A 2818-nucleotide genomic window follows, 5' to 3' on the forward strand; every position below is an offset into this window, starting at 1 on the left:
CTCCTGAGGTTGTCGTCTTTTCTGCAGGTGTGGGAACGTTTGCTTTGGCACATGATACTACTGACCAACAAATTGATGACATGATGCGTATTAATATAACAGCACCCATGAAATTGACAAGCAGGATTTTACCTTTAATGATAGAAAGGAAATCAGGGCATCTCATTTATGTTGCGTCACAGGCTGGGAAAATCGCCACACCAAAAGCGTCTGTGTATGCAGCAACGAAGCACGCGCTTCTCGGTTACGCTAACGCTACACGAATGGAAGTCCAGCCACACGGGATTTACGTGACGACCATCAATCCAGGGCCTATCGATACACCATTTTTGGATTTAGCGGATTCAACGGGTACATATAAAAGTTCACTTAAAAAGTTCTTGTTATCAGTCGGGGAAGTTTCAAGTGCGATTGTCAGAGTAATTGAACGTCCTGTACGTGAAGTGGATTTGCCTTGGTATATGGGCATTTCGAGTAAAGCATACAATATGGCTCCCGGGCTAATTGAACGCGTAGGACGAAATTTTTTCATGAAGAAATAAGAATGTGATCAAGAGCACCAATGCGGGTGTTCTTTTTTTGAATAGTTAAACTTTATTAAATGTATGAGTATTCACTTGTATACATTTTTATAACATGATATTATCTGTGTATATTAATTCATTAAATGTGAATAAACATACATTCAGGAGGAATGACAAATGAACAAAAAAGTAGTTCTCGCATACTCAGGTGGTCTAGATACATCCGTCGCAATTCCGTGGTTAAAAGAACAAGGTTACGATGTAATCGCTGTTTGTCTAGATGTAGGTGAAGGAAAAGATTTAGAGTTCATTAAAAAGAAAGCACTGCAAGTCGGTGCTGTTGAAAGTTACATGATTGATGCAAAAGAAGAATTTGCGAACGAATATGCATTACTTTCACTTCAAGCACACACATGGTATGAAGGGAAATATCCATTGGTTTCGGCTTTATCCCGTCCGTTAATTTCAAAAAAATTGGTTGAAATCGCACACCAAACCGGAGCAGATGCCGTAGCTCATGGCTGTACAGGTAAAGGCAATGATCAGGTGCGTTTCGAGGTATCGATCAAAGCATTGGATCCTTCCTTGGAAGTAATCGCACCTGTTCGTGCGTGGGGTTGGTCTCGTGAAGAAGAGATAGAMTATGCGAAGAAAAATAACATTCCAATTCCAATAAACTTAGATAGTCCATTTTCAATAGATCAAAACTTATGGGGTCGTGCCAACGAATGCGGTATTTTAGAAGATCCTTGGGCTAAACCACCAGAAGATGCATATGATTTAACCGTTGCACTAGAAGATACGCCAGATACAGCCGATTTGATTGAGATTACGTTTGAACAAGGTGTACCTGTTGCGTTGGATGGAGTTTCCTATCCATTAGCTGAGCTTATTTCCGAGCTGAATGTAATCGCTGGGAAACACGGAATCGGACGTATCGACCATGTCGAAAACCGTCTAGTCGGTATCAAGTCACGTGAAGTATATGAAGTGCCTGGTGCTCACACACTATTGCTTGCGCATAAAGAACTTGAAGACATTACTCTTGTTAAAGAGCTGGCTCATTTCAAACCGGTTATCGAGAAAAAATTAACGGAACTGATCTATGAAGGATTGTGGTTCTCTCCATTAAAAGTGGCACTAGAATCTTTCCTTAAAGAAACGCAAGTGTATGTCAACGGTGTGGTGCGTGTGAAACTATTTAAAGGTCATGCAATTGTTGAAGGACGTAAATCGCCAAATTCACTGTATGATGAAAAACTAGCCACTTATACTACGGATGATGAATTCAACCATGAATCTGCTGTGGGCTTCATCGAGCTATGGGGACTTCCGACAAAGGTTCATGCCATGGTTAACAAAGGAAAAGAGAARGTGTCGGAATGACCAAACTATGGGGCGGCCGTTTTCAAAAGTCTGCTGAACAATGGGTTGATGAATTTGGCGCATCCATCGGCTTTGATCAACAACTCGTCATGGAAGATTTGACGGGCAGCATGGCACATGTAAAAATGCTTGGCGACTGTGGAATTTTACCTGCTGAAGATGTTAGCAAGATTGTCGACGGTCTAGAGCAATTGAAAGTAAAAGCAACGAATGATGAGCTGGTATTTGAAGTTGCAAACGAAGACATTCATTTAAATCTTGAAAAAATGTTGATTGATTTGATCGGGCCAGTTGGTGGCAAAATGCATACTGGACGTAGTCGAAATGACCAAGTCGCAACAGATATGCATCTCTTTTTAAAAACTCGTGTACAAGAAATTATTGAGAGCATCAAAGCGTTTCAACAAGCAATACTAATGCAAGCAGAGCAACATGTTGAAACCATTGCACCTGGCTATACGCATTTGCAACGTGCGCAACCCATTTCGTTTGCTCATCATTTGATGGCATACTTCTGGATGCTTGAGCGTGATCAGGAACGTTTGTCTGAATCACTTAAACGTATTGATATTTCACCATTAGGTGCCGGCGCACTTGCAGGTACGACATTCCCGATTGATCGTGAAAAAGCAGCCAATACCCTTGGGTTTGAGCAAGTGTACCAAAATAGCATGGATGCCGTGAGTGACCGTGATTTCATCGTGGAATTTTTAAGTAATGCCTCACTTGTGATGATGCACTTATCGCGTTTCGCTGAAGAAATCATCCTTTGGTCGAGCCAGGAATTTCAATTTATTGAACTCGACGATGCGTTCGCCACAGGCTCCAGCATCATGCCACAAAAGAAAAATCCAGATATGGCCGAGTTAATCCGCGGAAAGACGGGTCGTGTGTACGGGAACTTGTTT

The 2818-nt window shown here is 41.7% G+C and carries 3 protein-coding genes; all 3 read left to right on the plus strand.

Annotated features, from left to right (window positions below):
* Nucleotides 1-542: SDR family NAD(P)-dependent oxidoreductase (locus tag AC1DSB_RS17425; RefSeq protein WP_477587221.1), on the plus strand; the 542-nt coding region annotated here is incomplete at its 5' end.
* Between the two features lie 159 nt (nucleotides 543-701).
* The gene (locus AC1DSB_RS17430; protein ID WP_477587222.1) at nucleotides 702-1910 is read left to right on the plus strand and encodes an argininosuccinate synthase; all 1209 of its coding nucleotides are present in this window, start codon (nucleotides 702-704) and stop codon (nucleotides 1908-1910) included.
* Nucleotides 1907-2818: argininosuccinate lyase (argH, locus tag AC1DSB_RS17435; RefSeq protein WP_477587223.1), on the plus strand; the 912-nt coding region annotated here is incomplete at its 3' end. The genes AC1DSB_RS17430 and argH, both read left to right, overlap by 4 nt.

The organism is Paenisporosarcina sp. P4_E4_2, from assembly GCF_056401595.1.